This is a genomic window from Enterobacter asburiae (assembly GCF_008080435.1).
GTDB lineage: Bacteria > Pseudomonadota > Gammaproteobacteria > Enterobacterales > Enterobacteriaceae > Enterobacter > Enterobacter asburiae_C.
On record NZ_VRKN01000004.1, the window covers coordinates 21,469 to 36,825 of the forward strand.

At 58.0% G+C, this 15,357-nt stretch carries 17 protein-coding genes and 2 pseudogenes; 4 read left to right on the forward strand and 15 right to left on the reverse strand.

From position 1 onward, the window contains the following. The first annotated feature begins 131 nt into the window (after nucleotides 1-131). A complete protein-coding gene (locus FU672_RS08750) occupies nucleotides 132-1,364 on the forward strand; it encodes a serine hydrolase domain-containing protein (protein ID WP_148242956.1) in 1,233 nt (410 codons plus the stop codon). A gap of 438 nt (nucleotides 1,365-1,802) precedes the next feature. Here the strand turns inward: FU672_RS08750 and FU672_RS08760 are convergent, their stop codons facing one another. Then, nucleotides 1,803-2,495 carry a DAPG hydrolase family protein gene (locus FU672_RS08760; protein WP_148242957.1) on the reverse strand — a complete coding sequence of 231 codons (693 nt, stop codon included), beginning with the start codon at nucleotides 2,493-2,495 and terminating at the stop codon, nucleotides 1,803-1,805. Between the two features lie 105 nt (nucleotides 2,496-2,600). On the opposite strand from FU672_RS08760, the gene FU672_RS08765 reads away from it, so the two are divergent. From FU672_RS08765 to FU672_RS25100, 3 genes and pseudogenes are all read left to right on the forward strand, one after another. Then, nucleotides 2,601-3,263: a TetR/AcrR family transcriptional regulator gene (locus FU672_RS08765; RefSeq protein WP_148242958.1), complete on the forward strand. Its 663-nt coding sequence runs from the start codon at nucleotides 2,601-2,603 to the stop codon at nucleotides 3,261-3,263. Further along, nucleotides 3,235-3,318: pseudogene (locus FU672_RS25095) on the forward strand (hypothetical protein); the annotation flags it as partial. The gene FU672_RS08765 and the pseudogene FU672_RS25095, both read left to right, overlap by 29 nt. A 26-nt stretch (nucleotides 3,319-3,344) precedes the next feature. Beyond that, nucleotides 3,345-3,437: pseudogene (locus FU672_RS25100) on the forward strand (phosphotyrosine protein phosphatase); the annotation flags it as partial. Between the two features lie 39 nt (nucleotides 3,438-3,476). Here the strand turns inward: FU672_RS25100 and FU672_RS08775 are convergent. The 14 genes from FU672_RS08775 to paaA form a co-directional block, all read right to left on the reverse strand. Continuing rightward, nucleotides 3,477-3,995: a glutathione peroxidase gene (locus FU672_RS08775; protein ID WP_148242959.1), complete on the reverse strand. Its 519-nt coding sequence runs from the start codon at nucleotides 3,993-3,995 to the stop codon at nucleotides 3,477-3,479. A gap of 37 nt (nucleotides 3,996-4,032) precedes the next feature. After that, nucleotides 4,033-4,629 (reverse strand): phenylacetic acid degradation protein PaaY, encoded by a 597-nt coding sequence (gene paaY / locus FU672_RS08780; protein ID WP_148242960.1) that lies wholly within the window; start codon nucleotides 4,627-4,629, stop codon nucleotides 4,033-4,035. Between the two features lie 9 nt (nucleotides 4,630-4,638). Continuing rightward, entirely contained in the window at nucleotides 4,639-5,574 is a 936-nt protein-coding gene (gene paaX / locus FU672_RS08785; RefSeq protein ID WP_148242961.1) for a phenylacetic acid degradation operon negative regulatory protein PaaX, read from the reverse strand. 133 nt (nucleotides 5,575-5,707) lie between these two features. Continuing rightward, nucleotides 5,708-7,024, reverse strand: a complete 1,317-nt coding sequence (paaK, locus tag FU672_RS08790) for a phenylacetate--CoA ligase PaaK (RefSeq protein ID WP_148242962.1) — start codon at nucleotides 7,022-7,024, stop codon at nucleotides 5,708-5,710. A gap of 26 nt (nucleotides 7,025-7,050) precedes the next feature. Then, nucleotides 7,051-8,256: a 3-oxoadipyl-CoA thiolase gene (pcaF, locus tag FU672_RS08795; RefSeq protein ID WP_148242963.1), complete on the reverse strand. Its 1,206-nt coding sequence runs from the start codon at nucleotides 8,254-8,256 to the stop codon at nucleotides 7,051-7,053. Then, nucleotides 8,256-8,678 carry a hydroxyphenylacetyl-CoA thioesterase PaaI gene (paaI, locus tag FU672_RS08800; RefSeq protein WP_148242964.1) on the reverse strand — a complete coding sequence of 141 codons (423 nt, stop codon included), beginning with the start codon at nucleotides 8,676-8,678 and terminating at the stop codon, nucleotides 8,256-8,258. Before paaI ends, pcaF begins: the two co-directional genes overlap by 1 nt. After that, nucleotides 8,668-10,092: a 3-hydroxyacyl-CoA dehydrogenase PaaH gene (gene paaH / locus FU672_RS08805; RefSeq protein WP_148242965.1), complete on the reverse strand. Its 1,425-nt coding sequence runs from the start codon at nucleotides 10,090-10,092 to the stop codon at nucleotides 8,668-8,670. The genes paaI and paaH overlap by 11 nt, the downstream gene beginning before the upstream one ends. Nucleotide 10,093: 1 nt before the next feature. After that, nucleotides 10,094-10,882, reverse strand: coding sequence for a 2-(1,2-epoxy-1,2-dihydrophenyl)acetyl-CoA isomerase PaaG (gene paaG / locus FU672_RS08810; RefSeq protein WP_148242966.1), 789 nt, complete (start codon nucleotides 10,880-10,882; stop codon nucleotides 10,094-10,096). Continuing rightward, on the reverse strand, nucleotides 10,882-11,649 hold the full coding sequence (gene paaF, locus FU672_RS08815; protein WP_148242967.1) for a 2,3-dehydroadipyl-CoA hydratase PaaF: 768 nt from the start codon (nucleotides 11,647-11,649) through the stop codon (nucleotides 10,882-10,884). Before paaF ends, paaG begins: the two co-directional genes overlap by 1 nt. After that, the gene (gene paaE / locus FU672_RS08820; RefSeq protein ID WP_148242968.1) at nucleotides 11,646-12,716 is read right to left on the reverse strand and encodes a 1,2-phenylacetyl-CoA epoxidase subunit PaaE; all 1,071 of its coding nucleotides are present in this window, start codon (nucleotides 12,714-12,716) and stop codon (nucleotides 11,646-11,648) included. The genes paaF and paaE overlap by 4 nt, the downstream gene beginning before the upstream one ends. A gap of 7 nt (nucleotides 12,717-12,723) precedes the next feature. Further along, nucleotides 12,724-13,221 (reverse strand): 1,2-phenylacetyl-CoA epoxidase subunit PaaD, encoded by a 498-nt coding sequence (paaD, locus tag FU672_RS08825; RefSeq protein ID WP_116340157.1) that lies wholly within the window; start codon nucleotides 13,219-13,221, stop codon nucleotides 12,724-12,726. Nucleotides 13,222-13,232: 11 nt separating this feature from the next. Then, entirely contained in the window at nucleotides 13,233-13,979 is a 747-nt protein-coding gene (paaC, locus tag FU672_RS08830) for a 1,2-phenylacetyl-CoA epoxidase subunit PaaC (RefSeq protein WP_148242969.1), read from the reverse strand. An 8-nt stretch (nucleotides 13,980-13,987) separates the two neighbouring features. Beyond that, entirely contained in the window at nucleotides 13,988-14,275 is a 288-nt protein-coding gene (paaB, locus tag FU672_RS08835) for a 1,2-phenylacetyl-CoA epoxidase subunit PaaB (RefSeq protein ID WP_008502380.1), read from the reverse strand. 11 nt (nucleotides 14,276-14,286) lie between these two features. Beyond that, entirely contained in the window at nucleotides 14,287-15,216 is a 930-nt protein-coding gene (gene paaA / locus FU672_RS08840; protein ID WP_262349005.1) for a 1,2-phenylacetyl-CoA epoxidase subunit PaaA, read from the reverse strand. Nucleotides 15,217-15,357 lie beyond the last annotated feature (141 nt).

A 15,357-nucleotide genomic window follows, 5' to 3' on the forward strand; every position in this document is an offset into this window, starting at 1 on the left:
TTTTTTTTCATTAATTCAGCTAATTCAAGTGACCTCCGACATGGCGGCCAGCGCGTAGAAATTTTACGTTTAAGCCGGTTAAATGTGATACATTCCTGGCGCGCCAATGACCACCACACTCGCTATCAGGTATGCAGAACATAACAAAAAAAATTCGCTGGCTTCTGCTTACGCTCCCACTGCTCAGTGGTTGTGGCACGCTCTCACAAATGTCCTCTCCGGAAGGTACTCAGAGACTCCTCACCCATAATTCGCTGGATGGCGACGTTGACAGCGTGGTGCGTCACTATATGGCGCAAAAATCCGTTCCCGGGATGACGGTTGCGGTGATCCATAATCACGGCTCACCGCAGTTTTACACCTGGGGCGTAACCGATGCGGTCAATCGTTATCCGGTCAGGCCCGACACCCTGTTTGCGCTCGGCTCGCTCAGCAAAGGGATCACGGCGGAAGTGGTGGCTTGTCTGGTGAATGAAGGGCAACTGAGCTGGAGCGATAACCTGGCGACATTGCTACCGCCGGGGACGCCGCTTAGCGCGGATGCACAAAAAATTACCCTGCTTGAACTGGTAACCCACACCTCCGGCCTGCCGCGTCAGAATATGGATGTTCCGATGCTTGGAAAATTCATCAGCTACTTAAGTACAGGCGATAATTTCTACGGTGAGCTTGATAGCGATAACGTGCTGCGTTACCTCGCCAACTGGCGCTCGCCAAAGAATAAAACGCCGCAATACTCCAATACCGGCTACGCCCTGATCGGCTATATCCTGAAACACAAAACCGGCGAAGATATCCAGAGTTTAGCCTCGCGCTATATTTTCCATCCGCTGCAAATGGCTAACAGCAGCTTTACGCCCCGGCAGCTAAAAGGGTACCCCCAGCGTGCGCTTGGCCACGCGGGCGATCAGCCGAAATTCATTCCGCGCGGGCAGCTCACCCCGGACTGGCATTTTTCCAATAACATGGTGGCGGCAGCGAGCTTATACAGTAACGCCGAAGATCTGGCGACCTATGCCCGCTATCACGTATCGACGACCCACAATCCCTTGTTGGACAGCGTCTTTGCCGAAGTGAGAAATACCGATATTCAACGTCCCGACGGAATACAGGGTATTGCCTGGACCACCGACTTTATCGGTCTGGAAAAAATCACCTACCAGGTCGGCTATATTGGCGGCTACTCCAGCTTTATCGGCTATGACAAAGAAAAAGGTAATGCGGTGGTGGTGCTGCAAAATACCTTTAACTGGAGCAACTATATTGGCATCGCGCTATTGATGGATATGGCGAAAAAAGACAGCCTTATCTCTGGCAACCGTTTTGCGAATAATGGGATGTCTGAACGCGTTTATCAGCAATAGCGGTGAACACCCGCCGTCAGATTCAGGCCTGATGCGCCAGATCTTCACGAGTCGGCCCCTGAAGATAATTGTATTGCTTGTGATCCTACTCAGTGGCTGTGTCCGTCAATCAGCGCCGTTCTGTTCCACTCAAGCATGCCAGTTGGCATTTCGGTAGGCGTGGCAACCAGACATCGGTTCGCCTGACCTACTGGCGACAGATAGCGAAGATCGTTTGATGTGCACCGGCAAATCCCATGCCGCTAGTACCGCCAGTAATAAGTATGCGTTTTCCTTGAAATCTGCCCATGATTACCCCTTCTTTGTCTTTAGAATCATTACTTACCCTTACCCTATGAAGATAACCATTAGTCGTCTGTTTCATAACGCAACGGTGATTTCCTGTTTTATGGATTAACCGCCATCGACCTTTTTACATCGGTCGGTTACCCCTGCGTGTTACCAGGGAAGCGCAATTTTCTCCTCATTAGCATTCTCTCCGTAATATAGAGAAGGCAAGAAACGAGACAGGAACGTGAACTCTGTATAACAGTGCCGCATAAGCGCTAATCCAACGTCATCTGCAGGTTCAGCGTGGTCGTTATTACTCATACCCAGAATAAATCGGCTACGCAGCACACACCCGAAAGGCGTATCCCGGACTACATGTAGCATTTGCCCGTCGAGGGGATCGCCCTCACTGTCCAGTTCAGTTTCTTCACCGAAACCTATTCTTGCGGCAATGATTGCCGAGATACACCCCTCAGCCATCGCCTTCCCTACAGCCATTTCTCCAAATACCGATGCAGGGTGATGAAATTTAAGACGCGCAGGGATGGGGGGAATTTCAGCTAACGATTCAACTGCATGAATACTTGCACCGTAAAAACTTTCTCCACGCTTCCAGTTGGCGTCCCAACCACGGTGCTCAACATGGTCAACTGGATGCCACCATTTTATATGCTGCGTCGTTTCAAAAAAGGTAAACCACCAATTAATCATACGTCCTTTGCAACCATGTAAGTCGGTGCGAACAGCCACCAGCAGACTTCCATCATCAAGACGTTTAATACCCGTCTCCAGCGGCATTGGAGAAGGATCAAGCAACGCCGAATGATCAAGCCATGGTCTGGCAATATTTTGTTCTCGCATTTTTTTCTCCAGTAAAATCGGTAAACTCACATCATTTAGGAAACTACGTGCGTTTCCTAAACATAGCCGATAGAATGGGTATATGACAAGAAAAAAGGGATCTCTATGACAACTTCACCTACCAAACCACGCGGACGCCCCTCAGTCCCTCAGGAAGAAGTGAAGAAGAAAATAATGAGTAGCGCGATGTCCTTGTTATTTGATAAAGGCTATGACGCAACAACAATTGAAGCGGTTGCATCACATGCTGGCGTAGCCAAAAAGACCGTATATCGCTTTGCAAAAAACAGGGAAGAAATGCTTGGCCTTTCGGTTCGGAGCTGGACCGATAACTATGCCCCACTCCTTCAAATCGATCCTATGGATAAGAATGACGTTTTACCGGCCTTAAAAAAATTGCTGGCTGCAATTTGTGAGCAAGCGCTATCAGAAACGGCCGTGAAAATGTTTCGTCTTCTCAATACTGAATTTCCCGGTAAGGATGAACTACTGAAAAAATATAATGAAAATGGTATAGTGCGCGGCCAACAATTACTCACTAGCTGGATTACACGACAGCAAAAAAACGGCGGATTGCCGATGTTACCTGCCGATGTCACTGCCAAAGTAATACTCGCTATGTGTGTCGCCGAGCCTCTGCGGCAGGCAGCAATTGGCTTAATGCATCCCGTTGAGAACAAAGATATTGAGGAACATTTGAATTCTTGCATGCCGTTCATTTTACGCATATTTAAGCAAGTTGAAGGATCAGATCACGCATCATCCTGACAACGCAGGTAGTTCCGTGGCAAAGCAAAAGTTCAATATCACCAGGCCCACCTATACATTAATATCGCTTACGTTCAATAATGCAGTCGTAATCAATGGCGAAGCCCCACGGCGGAACAGGTGTTCCGCCGTCATCCATCCCTTGCCGTACTTTCCGCTGGGACTAGCCGATCAAGAAACTAAGAGCCAATAAACGTTTTATCTTCCCGCTATTTATTTCCGCACATCCTGCCTCGTTAACGTCTGCTCCTGGTTTCCCAAAGCCGCAACAATTGCCCCCTCCATTTTCTCTGGCGTGGTCATCGGTGCAAAACGCTTGAGTGGTTTACCGTCGCGTCCGATTAGAAACTTAGTAAAGTTCCACTTAATCCGCTCGCCCAGCACGCCGGGTAATTCGTTTTTAAGATAACGAAATACAGGATGGGCCGCGCTGCCGTTAACCTCGACTTTCTCAAACATCGGGAAGCTCACGCCGTAGTTGATGTAACAGGTTTTCGAGATTTCGTCGGCGCCGCCGGGTTCCTGTTTACCGAACTGGTTGCAGGGGAAGCCCAGCACCACTAATCCTTGATCATCGTATTTCTTGTATAGCGCTTCAAGGCCACCGTACTGTGGCGTGAAGCCGCACTGGCTGGCGGTATTAACGACCAAAACCACCTTTCCTGCATAGTCGGCCATAGAGATAAGCTGCCCATCCAGACGGGTGGCGGTAAGTTGATAAAAGCGAGTCATACTAAAATCCTCAAAGCAGGCCGAAAAGTCACGGTGATCATCCCGCCGACTTCGGCCTTAAATTCTCATCAAACGCCAGCCGTTTCCGGTCAGGCTCAGCCTCGCGCAGTGGCTCCACCTGGTGCATCGTCAGCTTGCAGCGCTCCACCAGCACCTGATACTCCCGCGTGCCCTGCTGCTTCCATGCCAGCTCCTGCTCGCTCAGCGCGCGAATCGCTTTGGCCGGGCTGCCGATAATCAAATGGTTGGCGGGCATCTCCGCTTTCGCCTTCACGAACGCCGCCGCGCCGACGATGCTGTTTTCACCGATGACCGCCCCGTCCATCACCACAGCGTTCATGCCCACCAGCGCATTGCGGCGGATCACGCAGCCGTGGAGAATGGCGCTGTGGCCGATATGCCCGTCCTCTTCCACCACTGTGTCCTGCTCCGGGAAGCCGTGCATCACACAGTTATCCTGAATATTGGCACCGTCTTTCACCACGATACGGCCAAAATCACCGCGCAGGCTGGCGTTAGGACCAACATAAACGCCTTTGCCCAGAATCACGTCGCCAATCAGCACCGCCGTCGGGTGAACATAGCTCTCATCAGGCACGACCGGCGTCAGACCGTCAATTTGATAAACTGGCATCTTCTCTCCTTATGCGCTTGTAAGACCACCAAAGCGTTGATAGTAGAGCGTGCCGGGCACGGGCAGTTCGCCCACGGAGGTTTCGCCCTTCTCGCTGACAAACGCCAGCGCCCCCGGCGCGACACGCTGATAGATATTAATGCAGAGCTGTCGGGCGCTTTGCCCCACCCAGTGCGCGGGCAGCAACTCTTCCGGCAACAGCGGGTCTTTCAGCACCACACGACGATAAAAATGAATCAGCAGCAGTTGGATCTGGAAACAGCGTTCCGGCGTCAGCTCCTCCGGCGCGGCCTCTTTCAACAGCGGCAGCAGCGGGCGGAACGAGTTGATAAACGACTCGTACATCGCGTTTTGCTCGGTTAACTGCCAGCACTCTTCCACCCGCGAACGCAGTGCGGCGCGGGAGAGCGCCAGCGGCGAGTGGGCTTCAAAGAAAATCACGTTTTCCGCCACGCCAGCATCATGAAGCAGAGACTGCACATCCGCCAGATGCTGCGACGGTGAGGCCATCAGGCTCGGTGCCAGCGTGCCAAACCCCTGCCAGACCAGCTGTTTTTTGACGTCGGCAAGGGTGGTTTTATCCAGCCCTTCGGAGAGCAGCAATAACCATTTGCCGTCCCAGGCGGGCAGTTCCGCACGGTAGATCTTATTCTCCGCGCGACGCGTCAGGCGCAGCCCTTTATCGCTCAGGCGGTAAAAGCTGCGACGCCCGATGCGGGAAACGTCCAGCCAGCCCTCTTTGTTGAGGCGAAACAGCGCGGTGCGCACGAAGCGCTCGCCAAACCCCATGCCTTCCAGCAGAGCGGCCAGGCTGCCGAGCCAAATCTCACCGCCGCGATGGGAAAGCGCGTCACCGTATAACGAGGAGATAAGCGAGGTTCCGCTGACGGGAACGGAGCTGACCGCGTGCTGGATAAAGGCGTCGAGTTTATTCATGTGATTCATTCTGTTGTTATTTTTGTCCTGGATGAATCATAGCATAGGAATCTGGGGTGTACCCTCACCCTAACCCTCTCCCACAGGGAGAGGGAACTTTTTACACCCTCTCCCTTTGGGAGAGGGCCGGGGTGAGGGAAATTCAACCGTTGGCCGCGACTTTACGCAAGTCAAACACCCGGCAGGCTTTCCCCTCTGAGCGCGGGATGCTGCCGCAGTTCACGATCGTCACGTCGGTGGAAATCCCCACCATCGACTTAATGCGGTGGCGCAGCTGGTGGCACACCTGGCAACGCTGCTCGTGCGTCAGCGTGAGACTGCTCTCTTTCAGCTCCACCTTCACGGAAAGTGAATCAAGATGCCCGCGACGATTCACCTCCAGCTGGTAGTGCGGAGAAAGGTGCTCAAACTTCACGATCTCCTCTTCCAGCTGCGACGGGAAGACGTTGACGCCGCGGATGATCAGCATATCGTCACTGCGGCCGCTGATCCGGTCCATACGACGCATGCTGCGCGCGGTTGCCGGGAGCAGACGCGTCAGGTCGCGGGTGCGGTAGCGGATCACCGGCAGCGCCTCTTTGGTCAACGTGGTGAACAGCAGTTCGCCCTGCTGACCGTCATCCAGCGGCGTGCCGTCGTTCGGGTTGACGATCTCCGGGTAGAAGTGATCTTCCCAGATGGTTGGGCCGTCGACGGTTTCGATGCACTCCATCGCCACGCCCGGCCCCATCACCTCGGAGAGGCCATAAATGTCCAGCGCCGTAATGCCTAAGCGTTTTTCAATTTCGCGCCGCATGGCCTGCGTCCACGGCTCGGCGCCGAAGACGCCCACGCGCAGGGAACAGGTGCTGGCATCGCCGCCCATCTGGCGCTCCAGCTCCTCAATCAGGTTGAGGCAGTAGGATGGCGTCACCATGATCATGTCCGGCTGGAAATCACGGATCAGCTGCGCCTGTTTCTCCGTCTGGCCGCCGGACATCGGGATCACCGTCGCGCCTAAACGCTCAGCGCCGTAGTGCGCGCCCAGCCCGCCGGTAAACAGGCCATAGCCATACGCCACGTGAATTTTGTCCTTCGCGCTGCCGCCCGCGGCACGCAGGGAGCGGGCCACCAGATTGGCCCAGTTGTCGATGTCATTTTGCGTGTAGCCAACGACGGTCGGTTTGCCGGTGGTGCCGGATGACGCGTGAATACGCACCACCTGCTCCATCGGTACGGCAAAGGTATCGAACGGATAGTTATCCCGCAGGTCCTGCTTGGTGGTGCACGGGAATTTACGGATATCCGCCAGCGTTTTGAAATCGTCAGGATGAACGCCCGCAGCGTCAAACTTGCGTTTGTACATCGGCACGTTGTTGTAGGCGTGATGCAGCGTCCATTTCAGACGCTCGGTCTGCAGCGCCTGTAACTCGTCAAGGGAGGCCGTTTCAATCGGATCAAGCTTTGTTGTATTTGTCATTGTAGGGTACTCACATTGTTTTACGCTCAAACACGCTCAAGGATCATGGCAATGCCCTGACCCACACCGATGCACATCGTACACAGCGCATAGCGCCCGCCGCGTCGGTGCAATTCATGGCTCGCGGCCAGCGCCAGTCTGGCACCGCTCATTCCCAGCGGGTGGCCCAGCGCAATCGCGCCACCGTTCGGGTTGACGTGCGCGGCATCATCCGGCAGGCCTAACTGACGCAGCACGCCCAGAGCCTGCGAGGCGAAAGCTTCGTTAAGCTCGATCACGTCCATATCGTTAATACTGAGTCCGGCGCGCTCCAGCACCTTGCGGGTGGCTGGGACCGGGCCGAGCCCCATCAGACGAGGCTCCACGCCTGCCGTCGCCATCGCCACGATCCGCGTGCGCGGGACTAACCCCTGTGCCAGCGCCATCTTCTCGCTGGCGACGATCAGCGCCGCCGCGCCGTCGTTGACGCCGGAGGCATTTCCCGCCGTGACCACCCCGTTCTTACGGAACGGCGTTTTCAGCCCAGCGAGCTGTTCGAGCGTGGTGTCCGCTCGCGGGTGCTCATCCACGCTAAATTCCGTGACCGCCCCTTTTTTGCCCGGCACCCGCACCGGCACAATCTCCTGCGCCAGAATGCCGTTCTGCTGCGCCTGAGCGGTACGCTGCTGGCTTCGCAGCGCGAACGCGTCCTGATCGGCACGGCTGATATTTAACAATTCAGCTACATTCTCTGCCGTTTCCGGCATGCTGTCAGTTCCGAATTGCTGATGCATGAGCGGATTCACAAATCGCCAGCCGATGGTGGTATCAAAGATCTCCGCCTGACGCTGAAACGCGGCGGTGGCTTTACCCATCACAAACGGCGCGCGGGACATCGACTCCACGCCGCCCGCGATCAGCAGGTCGCCATCGCCCGCCTTAATGGCGCGGGCCGCAAAACCAATCGCATCCAGCCCAGACCCGCACAGGCGGTTAATGGTGGTTCCGGACACCGTCTGCGGCAGCCCGGCCAGCAGGGACGACATGCGCGCCACGTTGCGGTTATCTTCCCCCGCCTGGTTGGCGCAGCCGAAGATCACATCATCGATCCGCTCAAGGTCGAGCTGGGGATAGCGGGCCAGCAGCGCGCGCAGCGGCACGGCACCGAGGTCGTCGGTTCGAACAGCGGAAAGCGCGCCGCCGTAGCGCCCAACCGGGGTTCGAACGCCATCACAAATAAATGCGTCACGCATCAGGCCTCTCCTGTCACACTGCCGCCGATGCGGTGAGATTTCCCGCGAAAAAGGGCGACGGTTTTCTGTTGTTGATTCTGGATCTCAATGTCGTACACGCCGGTTAGCTTGCCCTGATGCATCACCCGCGCGGTGGCGGTAAGCGTGTCTCCGGCAAAGCCCGGACGCAGAAAATCAATCGAGCAACCTGAGGCTACCGCCGCCAGCCCCTGGCTGTTGCAGGCGTAGGCAAAGGCGGTGTCTGCCAGCGAAAAAAGCTGTCCGCCGTGGCAGGTTTTGTGGCCGTTAAGCATCTGCGGGGTGATGGTCATGGTCACCACCGCGTAGCCTTCATCTATGTCGACAATGTCCATCCCCATCGCCTGCGCGCAGGCATCCCGTTCATACATGGCGCGGGCGTTATGCCAGGCGTTATGACTCATAGCTACTCTCCAGAAGCGCACGCTGGCGCAGCAGTGAACAGGGGCGATAGCGCTCTTCGCCGTAATGACGTTGCAGGTTCTCCAGCAGCGTCAGCAGGCGCTGCCAGCCCAGACGCTCGCCCCAGGCGATCGGCCCGCTTGGGTAGTTCACGCCCAGGCGCATGGCGGTATCGATGTCCTTCTCGCTGGCAACCCCTTTTTGCAGGGCATCCAGCGCTTCGTTGGCAATCATCGCCAGCGTGCGCCAGACCAGCAGGCCGGGATAATCGGCAATTTGCACCACCCGGTTACCCTGCTGTTGCAGGTAGCGGATGGCTTTTTGCGTCGCGGTATGCGGGTTGCTGGCAGCCGCTGCAATCACCGCCACATCGCGCTCAATGCGGTCCACCACCACCACCGCGCCGTTGAGCCGCAGCGCCAGCGCCTGAGCGGTTTCCCCCTGCGTTTCAATCAGATACACATCATCAATTTCGGTGACACCGTCACGTCGCTTTTCCACGCGCATCGGGCTATAGCTGTCGTTCACGGCCTGTACCCACTGCACCTCGGGTTTGTTACCCTGCCAGTCGTAGACGCCCTTCCCGCTCTTTTTGCCCAGCCTTCCTGCCAGCACCAGTTCCTGCTGCACCAGCGAAGGCAGAAAACGACGCTCCTGCCAGAAGGCGTTAAATACCGAGCAGGTCACCGCAAAGTTCACGTCCTGACCAATCATGTCGGTCAGCTCCAGCGGCCCCATAGGGAAACCACCGCCTTCGCGCAGGGCGGCATCAATCACCTCCGGCGGGGCGACCTGCTCTTCCAGCGCGCGCCAGGCTTCGGAATAAAATGGACGGGCGACGCGGTTGACGATGAACCCCGGCGTTGACTGGCAGCGAACGGGCTGTTTGCCCCAGTTCAGCGCCAGCTCGCACAGCGCATCGGCCACTTCCGGGGAGGTCGCCAGCCCGCTGACCACCTCCACCAGCTTCATCACCGGCGCCGGGTTAAAGAAATGCAGCCCTGCGACACGCTCCGGGTGATGGATGTCCGCCGCAATCGCCGTAACGGAGATGGAAGAGGTATTGCTGGTCAGCACCGTCTGCGGCGGGCAGATCTCAGCCAGCTGTGCAAACAGCGCCTTTTTCACCTCCAGCCGCTCTGAGGCCGCTTCAATCACCAGATCGGCCGCGGAGAGCGCCTCGATATCCGTGACCGGCAGCAGCCGGGCAAGGATCTGGCTCCCGGCATCCGCGGAGAGTTTTCCGCGCGTCACGCGGGAGGCCAGACGCTGGCGGATCCCGTCGATGGCGCGCGATATCGCATCGCTGGAGATGTCGTAGATCAGAACATGATGACCATGGCTGGCGGCGACTTCGGCAATCCCTGCCCCCATCGTGCCGCTGCCAATCACGGCGACAGTACGTATGTTCAGCATCTTATTTCCCCGTAAAGTTCGGCGCACGCTTCGCCAGGAAGGCGCTGACGCCCTCGCGGTAGTCATCGCTGCGCCCGGCCAGGCGCTGGTAGTCGCGCTCCAGATCAAGCTGGGCGTCCAGGGTATTGGTTTCCGCGGCATTGATCGCCTGCTTGATCAGCCCCAGCCCGAAGGTCGGTTGAGACGCGAAATGCAGCGCCATCTGCTGCGCCGTGGTGGAGAGCTGTTCGTCATCCACTACCTGCCAGATCATCCCCCACGCCTGCGCCTGTTCGGCGCTGAGTTTGTCCCCGAGCAGCGCCAGCCCCATGGCGCGGGCGCGTCCGGCCACGCGCGGCAGCAGCCAGGTGCCGCCGCAGTCCGGTACCAGGCCAAGCTTACTGAAGGCCATCACGAAGTTGGCAGAACGCGCCGCAATCACCATGTCGCAGCCCAGCGCCAGCGTGGCCCCCGCGCCAGCCGCCACGCCGTTAACGGCACAAATGACCGGTTTCGGCAGTTTTGCCAGGCGGCGCACCAGCGGGTTATAGAAGGTTTCAACAGACATCCCCAGATCCGGCGCCGGACCGTTGGGGTCGACGTTGCGGTCGTTCAGATCCTGACCGGCACAGAAACCACGTCCAGCCCCGGTGATCAGCAGGCAGCGGATGGTGTCATCCCGCTCTGCCTGTTTCAGGCACCCGGCAAGCTGCTGGTGCATCACGTCATTAAAGCTGTTCAGACGCTCCGGACGGTTCAGCGTAATGGTCATTACGCCCTGCTCAACATGACTGAGAATAAATTCCACAATTAGCGTCCTTTAAAGTCGGGGGTACGTTTTTGTAAGAAGGCGTCGATGCCTTCCCGACGGTCTTCGGTGGCAGAAAGCAGCGTAAACAGCTGACGCTCCTGGGCCAGACCGGCCTGGAGCGGCACCTCCTGAGACTGGCGCAGCGCCTGTTTCGCCGCCTGCAGCGCCAGCGGAGAGTGGCGCGCCATCCTTGCCGCCTGCTTCAGGGCATACTCCAGCGTCAGCGCTGCCGGGAAAACATCGCTCACCAGCCCCGCGCTCAGCGCCTGCTGCGCGGAGATACTCTCTCCGGTGAGCACCATTTTGCTGGCGAGCGATTTACCGACGCTGCGGATAAGACGCTGAGTGCCGCCCGCGCCGGGCATAATACCCAGCGTGATTTCCGGCAGGCCAAAGCGGGCGTTATCGCCAGCAATGACCATGTCGCACAGCAGCGCCAGCTCGCAGCCAGCTCCCAGCGCGAAGCCGTTCACGGCGGCAATCAGCGGTTTGTTGAACGCGTTAATGCGCGCCCACAGCAGCGGGCGGATATCGTTCAGGGTGGCAGGCAGGTCTTTCTCCGCCATTTCGTTGAGATCGGCCCCGGCGGCAAAGCAGCGCTCGCTGCCGTAAATCACGCAGACGGCGATGTCGGCATCCACGGCGGCGGCCTCAAGCTGCTCAGCAAGCTGGGTTAACAGCGCATTGTTGAGGGCGTTGCGTGCCGCCGGACGGTTGAGCGTCAGCTGCAGCACGCGGCCATGACGGGTAACAATCAGTTCGCTCATGCCATCCCCTTCGCGTCGAAGTCGACAATCACGTCGGCGGTTAACGGCAGCGACTGACAGCTCAGCACATACCCGGCGGCCAGTTCGTCCGGCTCCAGGCTGTAGTTGGTCGCCATGTCCACTTTCCCGCGCAGCACTTTGCATTTACAGGTGGCGCACACGCCGCCCTTGCAGGCATACGGCAGATCCGCCCCCTGACGCAGGGCGGCATCCAGGATGCTTTCGTCGTCCGCCGTCAGGGTGATTTCACGGTCGCGCCCGTCCTGGCGCACGGTCACTTTCTGTCCTTCCGCCTGTATGTGCACCGCGCGTTTAACGGTGTTCCCCGGGGTGTTAAAGCGCTCAAGGTGAATGGATTTTTCCGGCATCCCCAGCGCTTTCAGCGCGGCTTCGGCGTCGTCCATCATCGCCGACGGGCCGCAGATAAACGCCTCGTCGTACTGGCGGAAGTTGATCAGGGTTTTCGCCAGCGCCTGCAGCTTTTCCCCGTCGATGCGGCCGTAGAGCAGGTCGCTGTCCAGCCGCTCCTGGCTGAAGATGGAGACCAACTGCAGCCGCTGAGGGTATTTGTCTTTCAGGTCCGCCAGCGCCTGACGGAACATCATGCTCTGGCTGCTGCGGTTGCCGTAGATCAGGGTGAAATGGCTATTGGGTTCGGTCGCAAGCGTAGCGGAGATAATCGCCAGCATTGGGGTGATCCCGGAGCCTGCCGCAATCGCCAGATAGTGGCCTTCACGTTCAGCCTGCGGCTGGTAGCCAAACTGCCCCTGAGGAACCATCACCTCCAGGGCCATGCCCGCTTTGATCTCATCCCGGGCATAGCGGGAAAAGCGCCCGCCGTCGATGGCTTTGACCGCCACGCTGATCTCGCCCGGGGCGGTACTCCGGCAGATGGAGTAACAGCGGCGCAGCTCGTCCCCCCCCAGCGTCGTTTTCAGGGTCAGGTGCTGGCCGGGGCGGAAGCGGTAGGCTTCCTGCAACGCCTGCGGCACCGCGAAGGTGATAGTCACCGCGTCGCGGGTTTCGGGTTCCACTTTTGCCACTGTTAATGAATGAAACGTTGTCATGGCAGCCTCAAATGCATTTGAAATAGTCGAAAGGCTCACGGCAGGTATTGCAGCGGTAGAGCGCTTTGCAGGCCGTCGAACCAAATTCACTGATAAGCGAGGTGTCGGTGCTGGCGCAACGCGGGCAGCTCACCTCCAAAGGCGCGTGCGCGTGACAGCTATGCCCCACGGGCGGACTGATGCCATACGCCCGCAGGCGCTCGCGGGCATCGGCGGTCATCCAGTCGGTGGTCCATGCGGGTTCAAGCTGGAGCACAATGTGCACCGGGGTAAAGCCGTGTGCGGTCATCGCATCGCGGATCGCCCCCAGCAGGTGTTCCGTTGCCGGACAGCCCGAGTAGGTTGGCGTGAAGCCAATGACCCAGCCTTCCCCCTGCGCCTTCACGCTGCGCACCATGCCTAAATCGGTGATGGTTAACACCGGCACTTCCGGATCGGGGATCTGGCTTAACAGCGCCCAGATCTGCGGAATTTGCGCAGGCGCGATGTCGACGAGGCGTTGCATAGCGTTCTCCTTTACCACTGCTGACCGGGATACGCGCGCTGGAGATACTGCATCTCCGCCAGCATCGGGCCCAGATGTTCGGTATGCAGCCCCTTCTTGCCCCCGGTGCGGTACGCCACCTCATCGGGCACTGTCAGATTGGCGTCCTTGAGACCGGCAAACACTTCGCTTTCCCACGGCTGGCGCAGGACGCGCGGGTCAACCGCCACGCCGGAGTCAATCAACTCCAGCTCAACGTCATCCGCCTCAAATAGCTCCGCCGTAAAACGCCACAGATTGTCGATGGCCTGCTGCATTTTTTGCGCGGACGTTTCGGTCCCGTCACCCAGACGCACCAGCCAGCCGCGGCTGAAGCGCAGGTGATAGCGTGCCTCTTTAATCGCTTTGGCGGCGATGGCGGCAAGCTGGCTGTCGCTGCTCCGGGTCAGGCGTTCGTACAGCGCCACGTTCCAGGCATCCATCAGGTACTGGCGGGCAATCGTGTCGGCGAAGCTGCCGTTCGGTTGCTCCACCAGCAGGACATTGCGGAACTGGCGCTCGTCGCGGCCAAACGCCAGCGTGTCTTCATCGCCCTGGCCTTCCCGTTCCGCAGCATAAGTCAGGAAATTGCGCGCCTGCCCCAGCAGATCAAGACCGATATTGGCGAGTGCGAGGTCGATTTCCAGCTCCGGCGCGTGGCCGCACCAGGCGCCGAGACGCTGGGAAAGCACCAAACCGTTGTCGCCCAGACGCAGGGCATAGGCAGTCACTGAATTCATTCTTTGCCTCACATATGCTCGATGCCATCGGGGATGGTGTAGAACGTCGGGTGGCGGTAAACCTTGCTTTCCGCCGGGTCGAAGAACTCGCCGCGCTCTTCCGGCTGGGAGGCGACGATCTCGCTCGCCTTCACCACCCAGATAGAACACCCTTCGCTGCGGCGGGTGTAGGCATCGCGCGCATTTTCCAGCGCCATGCGATCGTCGGCGGCATGCAGACTGCCCACGTGACGGTGGGATAACCCTTGTTTGCTGCGTACGAACACTTCGTACAGCGGCCAGTAGACATTGCTCATCGTGATTCCTCTTAAGCCACTTTGCGGGCGTGTTGTTTTTCCGCGTGCGCCAGTGCGGCTTCCCGCACCCACGCCCCCTCTTCCCAGGCTTTACGCTTGGCGGCCAGGCGTTCGTGGTTGCAGATGCCGCGCCCGTTAATGACCTCTTCAAACTCCTGCCAGTCGATCTCGCCGAAGCGATAATGACCGCTCTCTTCATCCAAACGCAGGTCGGGATCCGGCACCGTCATGCCCAGCATCTCCACCTGCGGCACCGTGTTGTCGACAAAGCGCTGGCGAAGTTCGTCATTGCCGAAACGTTTGATTTTCCAGGCCAGGCTGCGGGCGCTGTTCGGCGAGTTGTCATCATTCGGCCCGAACATCATCAGCGCTGGCCACCAGAAGCGGTTTATCGCGTCCTGCAGCATCTGGCGCTGGTCTTCACTGCCCTGCGCCAGCGCCATGCAGGCCTCAAAACCCTGGCGCTGGTGGAAGCTCTCTTCTTTACAGATTTTCACCATCGCGCGGGCATACGGACCGTAGGATGTACGGCACAGCGCCACCTGATTGACGATAGCGGCGCCGTCCACCAGCCAGCCAATCACGCCAATATCGGCCCAGCTCAGGGTCGGATAGTTAAAGATGGAGGAGTATTTCATCCTGCCGTCGAGCATCTTCTGGTAGATGTCTTCCCGCGCGCAGCCCAGCGTTTCCGCCGCGCTGTAGAGGTAAAGCCCGTGCCCGGCTTCGTCCTGCACTTTCGCCAGCAGGATTGCTTTTCGGCGCAGCGTCGGCGCGCGGGTGATCCAGTTCCCTTCCGGGAGCATGCCGACAATTTCGGAGTGCGCATGCTGACCAATCTGACGGATCAACGTCTTACGGTAGGCGTCAGGCATCCAGTCCTGAGGCTCAATCGCCGTCTCCTGCGCTATGCGCTGCTCAAACCGTTGTTCTTGCGTCACGTCATCACCTTTATGATTCGTTAGTTTGCAAATTAAAGCGTAATGTTGAATCACTTTGTTTTTTAAAAGTTACACAAAGGTTAAATATAACCCCAAGAATTGTTTCCTTGTTTTGTGATGTTGCTCGCAAGGCTTTTACTG

Excerpts from the sequence above, each read along its gene's own strand:
- paaE (WP_148242968.1), bottom strand. The coding sequence starts at position 12,716 with ATGACAACGTTTCATTCATTAACAGTGGCAAAAGTGGAACCCGAAACC.
- FU672_RS08750 (WP_148242956.1), top strand. The coding sequence starts at position 132 with ATGCAGAACATAACAAAAAAAATTCGCTGGCTTCTGCTTACGCTCCCA.
- paaY (WP_148242960.1), bottom strand. The coding sequence starts at position 4,629 with ATGCCAGTTTATCAAATTGACGGTCTGACGCCGGTCGTGCCTGATGAG.
- paaH (WP_148242965.1), bottom strand. The coding sequence starts at position 10,092 with ATGCTGAACATACGTACTGTCGCCGTGATTGGCAGCGGCACGATGGGG.
- paaK (WP_148242962.1), bottom strand. The coding sequence starts at position 7,024 with ATGACAAATACAACAAAGCTTGATCCGATTGAAACGGCCTCCCTTGAC.
- paaX (WP_148242961.1), bottom strand. The coding sequence starts at position 5,574 with ATGAATCACATGAATAAACTCGACGCCTTTATCCAGCACGCGGTCAGC.
- paaC (WP_148242969.1), bottom strand. The coding sequence starts at position 13,979 with ATGAATTCAGTGACTGCCTATGCCCTGCGTCTGGGCGACAACGGTTTG.
- paaD (WP_116340157.1), bottom strand. The coding sequence starts at position 13,221 with ATGCAACGCCTCGTCGACATCGCGCCTGCGCAAATTCCGCAGATCTGG.
- FU672_RS08775 (WP_148242959.1), bottom strand. The coding sequence starts at position 3,995 with ATGACTCGCTTTTATCAACTTACCGCCACCCGTCTGGATGGGCAGCTT.
- FU672_RS08760 (WP_148242957.1), bottom strand. The coding sequence starts at position 2,495 with ATGCGAGAACAAAATATTGCCAGACCATGGCTTGATCATTCGGCGTTG.
- paaB (WP_008502380.1), bottom strand. The coding sequence starts at position 14,275 with ATGAGCAATGTCTACTGGCCGCTGTACGAAGTGTTCGTACGCAGCAAA.
- paaI (WP_148242964.1), bottom strand. The coding sequence starts at position 8,678 with ATGAGTCATAACGCCTGGCATAACGCCCGCGCCATGTATGAACGGGAT.
- paaF (WP_148242967.1), bottom strand. The coding sequence starts at position 11,649 with ATGAGCGAACTGATTGTTACCCGTCATGGCCGCGTGCTGCAGCTGACG.
- FU672_RS08765 (WP_148242958.1), top strand. The coding sequence starts at position 2,601 with ATGACAACTTCACCTACCAAACCACGCGGACGCCCCTCAGTCCCTCAG.
- pcaF (WP_148242963.1), bottom strand. The coding sequence starts at position 8,256 with ATGCGTGACGCATTTATTTGTGATGGCGTTCGAACCCCGGTTGGGCGC.